Origin of the sequence: Oribacterium sp. P9 (genome assembly GCF_046365365.1) — a bacterium.
In the GTDB taxonomy this organism is placed as follows: Bacteria; Bacillota; Clostridia; order Lachnospirales; family Lachnospiraceae; genus Oribacterium.
Window position 1 is genome coordinate 1 of record NZ_JBKEIS010000033.1, and the last position, 5616, is coordinate 5616.

Genomic DNA, 5616 nt, shown 5'->3' on the forward strand with positions numbered 1-5616 from the left:
TGTAAAAAAATAAGACCCACGCTTTCGCGTGGATCTAAATGTTAAGTTGACGACATTGGGGTCTGACCCCATTAAATTTTTCTAAACAGAATCTAAACTGGAGTTTATGGGGTCTGACCCCATAAACTCCAGGTATATATAGGCTGGATCTATCACGAACGATAGTGAAATCGTATTGGCGAAATCGGGCGATCGGGGGTATAGTGATGGCTGATGACATGATGTATATTCTAGATAGATAGCGGGCAGTCTGTGAGGGTGACCGAACGGATGCGCGAAGGAGTGTGGCGCGGATGATAAACGAGAAGGTGAAGGATTTTCTGGAGCGGAAGGGCTTCGGTGATCGGCTGACGGAGCATGCGGAGACGATCGATACGGTGGAGCATGCGGCGCTGCGGATCGGCTGTTCGGAGCCGGAGATCGCGAAGACGCTGTCGTTTATCGTGGATGAGAAGCCGGTGATCGTGGTCATGGCGGGCGACGGAAAGGTGAACAGCTCGAAGTTTAAGGCGGTGTTTCATACGAAGCCGCACATGATTCCGCGCGAGCAGGTGGAGGAAATCACCGGATTTCAGCCGGGCGGTGTGTGTCCGTTTGCAGTTCCGGAGGAGATTCCGATCTGGCTCGACATCTCGATGAAGCGCTTCGCGTACGTCCATCCGGCCGGCGGTAACGGATTCACCTCCGTAAAGCTCACACCGGAGGAACTGGAGAAAATCACGGAGCCGAAGGGCTGGTGCGACATCTGCAAAGGCTGGGAAGAGGGGGTCTGACTCTATAAACTGGTTTAACAAGCTTGCAGCGGAATTCGTAAGTCCGCATCAAAACTGTAGATGACGGGCCTCGACAGCTGAAAAAGTGAAGTAAACAAAAGTAACATAATGTATAGTCACGTAAAGTGATGCACTGGGGGCAATCGCTCGACCGGATTTTCGATCCGCTTGAACGATTGCCCCCTTTTCGTGCGCATCTTAAGAATTTCGTAATGGGGTCTGACCCCATTAAATTTTTCTAAACAGAGTCTAAACTGGAGTTTATGGGGTCAGACCCCATTAATTTTTTATAAAGTGATTTTGAGAAATGACGGAAAATCGTGTGGTTAACCGGGGAATATAGTCTGTTTGACGACCATACACATTTCGGGATCTTCGTGATAGAATGAGCTTATATTCTTTAGAGTCGTTGAGCGGATAAACAGGTTGACCGTGTTGCCATCTGGAGTTCTGCTCCGTGGTAGACCTTGGACTCAACGACGCTTTCTTTCCCTATGACAACCATTACTACGGATTCATGATCTGCCATGAATTTGGACAGTCAACACTGTACTGTATCCATAACTGTGGACACGGAAGATTTTAGTTTCCCCCATATTCTGGATGTAGATGAAGCGCAACCCATTTGGCAGACAAATTTTTATGGATTGTCCTGTTTAGTAGACAGATAGTCCCTATAAATATGGAAAGAAATATTAATTGATTTTTGAGGTGTTTTTATGGCTAGAAAACGACGTGAGTGGTATCCGGGCGCGACATATCATCTGATGGAGCGAGGGATTCGCAGGCAGGTGATTTTTCAGGATGAGATGGATTTTAAGATCTTTCTGCAGATCCTGGAGAGCGAGGCGGAGAAGAAGGCGTGCCGAATTCACGCATACTGTCTCATGAACAATCACTTTCATCTCCTGGTCGAAACTGGAGACATTGGAATAGGATTCTTTATGAAGAGCCTTGCAGAGAGGTATGCGATGTTTTATAACCGGCGCTACGGCTACAAGGGGCATGTTTTCGAGGGGCGCTATGTGTCCTGTCTGGTGAAAACGGATGGATATTTCCTGCAGACGAGTCGCTACATCCACTTGAATCCAGTGAAGGCGAAGATCGTGGACCGGCCGGAGCAGTATCGCTGGAGCTCCTATATCACGATCATGGATATGTGGAATGATGGCATCGTGACTCCAGATAAAACGCTGTCGTTTTTTGCGGAAGGCGCGGCGGAATATCGTGAACTGGTGGAGGCGCAGGCACGGTACGCGGAGGATGAGGAGGCGATCCAGACGGACATGAAGGAAGACGAAATGTGGCTTCCGGTGTGAAGGGATGGCATCCGGCAAGAAGGGGTGGAGACGTTGACCAGGACGGAATTTGACCAGAGAATGGCAGCAGGGCTGGCAGATGCAAAAGCTGGACGTGGTGTGGAAATTGAGGAAGCATTTGAAAGTATCAGTGCCAGATTGAAAAAAAGTACAGGGCTGAATGAGAATAGCTCGACTTAGTATATATCATGGTATATACTCAAGGCATAAGGAGGTGGGGTATCATGATGACAGCAAAATTGTTTGAAAATGGTCGTAGTCAGGCGGTTCGACTTCCGAAGGAGTGCCGCTTCGATGGTGACGAGGTGGCGATCAATAAAGTCGGTGACGTCGTTATACTGATGCCGAAGAATCATAAGTGGGCCGGGTTCCTGAGTGGACTGGAGCTGTTCTCGGATGACTTCATGTGTGATGGCAGGGAACAGCCGGTAGTACAGGAGCGGGAAGTGATATGAAGTATATGCTGGATACAAACATCTGTATCTACACGATCAAGCACAAGCCGCCGGAGGTGATCAAGGCTTTTCTGTGTCATGAGCCGGACGATATGTGCATTTCCTCCATCACGTATGGGGAGTTGATGCATGGTGTAGAGAAGAGTCAGACGGTAGAGCGTAACCGTGCGGCGATCACGCTGTTCTTATCGGCTATTTCGATTCTGCCCTTTGACAGTGATGCAGCAGAGAAATATGGGGCGGTTCGTGCGGATTTGGAACGAAAGGGAACGCCGATCGGTCCGATGGATATGCTGATCGCCGGCCACGCAAGATCGCGCGGGCTGATTCTGGTGACGAATAATACGAGAGAGTTTTTCCGGGTGAACGAACTGGAAGTGGAAGACTGGACGAAGTAATGTGACGGGGGCAAACGTTTGACTGGATTTCCGATCCGCTTGAACGTTTGCCCCGTTTTCGCAAGCATCTTAAGAATTTCGTAATGGGGTCTGACCCCATTAAATTTTTCTAAACAGAATCTAAACAGGAGTTTATGGGGTCAGACCCCATAAACTGCCGCGCAGAGTTTTACTGCGCGTCGGCGTCACATCTGCTATAATCGGAGTGTATTGTAAGCCCCTGATTTTCAGGGGTTGCTACCTGACGATCGAAGGAGGTATGCGTATGAACGCGAAGAAATATAGAAGAGTATTTACGATTGTAATCGATTCGCTGGGGGTTGGGCCGATGCCGGATGCCGCGGCGTTCGGTGATGCGGGGGCAGATACCCTCGGCCACATCGCGGCGCATTTCGATGCGCTGAAGATCCCGAATCTGCAGAGGCTCGGCATGGCGAATCTGAAGAGCCTTCATGGCGTCGCGCCGGCGGAGAAGCCGCTTGCGTACTACGGACAGCTGCGCGAGGCGAGCAACGGCAAGGACACGATGACGGGGCACTGGGAGATGATGGGGCTGCACATCACGAAGCCGTTTAAGACCTTTACGGAGCACGGCTTCCCGCAGGAGCTGATCGACGAGCTCTCCCGCAGAACCGGACGTGTGATCATTGGCAACAAGGCGGCCAGCGGCACGGAGATCCTCGACGAGCTCGGTGAGGAGGAGATCGCGACGGGGCACATGATCGTCTACACCTCGGCGGATTCAGTGCTGCAGATCTGCGGCAATGAAGAGACCTTCGGGCTCGACGAGCTGTACCGCTGCTGTGAGATCGCCCGCGAGATCACGATGAAGGATGAGTGGAAGGTCGGCCGTGTCATCGCCCGCCCGTATGTAGGACGGAAGAAGGGCGAGTTTAAGCGCACGAGCAACCGCCACGATTATGCGCTGAAGCCGTACGGCAGAACGGCGCTCGATGCACTGAAGGATGCGGGCCTCAGCGTGATTTCCGTCGGCAAGATCTTCGACATCTTCGATGGCCAGGGCCTCACCGAGTCCAACAAGTCGAAGAGCTCGGTGCACGGCATGGAGCAGACGATCGAGATCGCGCAGCGTGATTTCGAGGGTCTCTGCTTCGTGAACCTCGTGGATTTCGACGCGCTCTGGGGCCACCGCCGCAACGTGGTCGGCTACGGTGAGGAGCTCGAGCGCTTCGATGTGAAGCTTGGCGAGCTGCTGGACATGCTCCGGGACGACGACCTTCTGATCATCACCGCGGACCACGGCAACGACCCGACCTACACAGGCACTGACCACACGAGAGAGAAGGTGCCGTTCCTCGCGTACTCGCGGTCAATGCAGACACCGGGCGCGCTGGTGGAGGCCGACACCTTCGCCGTGATCGGCGCCACCATCACGGACAACTTCGGCATCGCCATGCCGGACGGCACGATCGGCCACTCGATTCTCGATAAACTGAATTAATGAAACAGTTCAGCTAAGGGGACTACGGAGTACCGGCAACAGAAGCCATACGGAGAGGACGTGTGAAATCAAGCCGGGTCCCCTTAGTGGCACTTGGGGTTATCTCTCATTGGAACCCACTGCAACGCAGAGTTTTCATGAGGAAAACTCTGTGATTGCAGAGGGCCTAGTGCCGCTTAGGGTTCCTGGCTTAGGTTTCACCGGCATCGGAGTACTGTGCTTCAGTTGCCGGCCCTCCGAGTCCCCTGGTGGAACTTTAACGAATGAAAAGAAAGGTAAAACTAAATGAACACCACGGATGTATTAAAGATTGTAGATCACACCCTGCTCACCCAGACTGCGACCTGGGCAGACATAAAGACCATCCTCGATGATGGCATCAAGTACCATTGCGCGTCGGCGTGCATCCCGGCAGCCTACGTGAAGCAGGCTGCAGACTACGTCGATGGCAGACTCCCGATCTGCACCGTCATCGGCTTCCCGAACGGCTACAGCACGACCGCGACGAAGGTCTTCGAGGCGAAGGACGCCATCGCAAACGGGGCAGCGGAGATCGACATGGTCATCAACATTGGCTTCCTGAAAGATGGACGCTACGACGAAGTGGAGGAGGAGATCCGCCAGATCCACGAGGCCTGCGACGGGCACATCCTGAAGGTCATCATCGAGACCTGCCTCCTCACAGAGGAAGAGAAGATAAAGATGTGCGAGATCGTGACGAAGGCGGGCGCGGAGTTCATCAAGACCTCGACCGGCTTCTCCACGGCGGGCGCAACCTTCGATGACGTGAAGCTCATGCATGAGCACGTCGGCCCGGGCGTGAAGGTGAAGGCCGCCGGCGGGATCAGCTCCTTCGACGACGCCGAGAAGTTCATGAGCCTCGGTGCGGACCGCCTCGGCACCAGCCGCCTCGTGAAGATCATGAAGAACACCGACAACGGCGCCGGCTACTGAAAATTTCATCTGTGATGACCATAGCCCGCACCATACTGGGACGGGGCTCGACACCAGAGCGTGGCCTCATAAACGCACGCACTCGCGGCACCTCCCTCGGAGGCGCCGCTTTTTTCTTAAGAATTTCGTAAGGGGGTCAGACCCCATTAAATTTTTCTAAACAGAATCTAAACAAAAGTTTATGGGGTCAGACCCCAATGTCGTCAACTTAACATTTAGACTCACGCGAAAGCGTAGGTCTTTTTTTACAAATAA

6 protein-coding genes are annotated in these 5616 nt (G+C 52.8%); all 6 read left to right on the forward strand.

Translation table 11 applies throughout. The features are described from left to right. Nucleotides 1-293 precede the first annotated feature (293 nt). The 6 genes from ACK8P7_RS10730 (at nucleotide 294) to deoC (ending at nucleotide 5361) form a co-directional block, all read left to right on the forward strand. Nucleotides 294-773 carry a YbaK/EbsC family protein gene (locus ACK8P7_RS10730; RefSeq protein ID WP_410044191.1) on the forward strand — a complete coding sequence of 160 codons (480 nt, stop codon included), beginning with the start codon at nucleotides 294-296 and terminating at the stop codon, nucleotides 771-773. A gap of 719 nt (nucleotides 774-1492) precedes the next feature. Next, nucleotides 1493-2092, forward strand: coding sequence for a transposase (locus tag ACK8P7_RS10735; RefSeq protein ID WP_410044192.1), 600 nt, complete (start codon nucleotides 1493-1495; stop codon nucleotides 2090-2092). A gap of 224 nt (nucleotides 2093-2316) precedes the next feature. Beyond that, nucleotides 2317-2547, forward strand: coding sequence for an antitoxin (locus tag ACK8P7_RS10740; RefSeq protein WP_410044193.1), 231 nt, complete (start codon nucleotides 2317-2319; stop codon nucleotides 2545-2547). Continuing rightward, nucleotides 2544-2945, forward strand: a complete 402-nt coding sequence (locus ACK8P7_RS10745) for a type II toxin-antitoxin system VapC family toxin (protein WP_410044194.1) — start codon at nucleotides 2544-2546, stop codon at nucleotides 2943-2945. The genes ACK8P7_RS10740 and ACK8P7_RS10745 overlap by 4 nt, the downstream gene beginning before the upstream one ends. 265 nt (nucleotides 2946-3210) lie before the next feature. Then, a complete protein-coding gene (locus tag ACK8P7_RS10750; RefSeq protein ID WP_410044195.1) occupies nucleotides 3211-4407 on the forward strand; it encodes a phosphopentomutase in 1197 nt (398 codons plus the stop codon). 285 nt (nucleotides 4408-4692) lie between these two features. Then, on the forward strand, nucleotides 4693-5361 hold the full coding sequence (gene deoC / locus ACK8P7_RS10755; protein ID WP_410044196.1) for a deoxyribose-phosphate aldolase: 669 nt from the start codon (nucleotides 4693-4695) through the stop codon (nucleotides 5359-5361). Nucleotides 5362-5616: the final 255 nt, after the last annotated feature.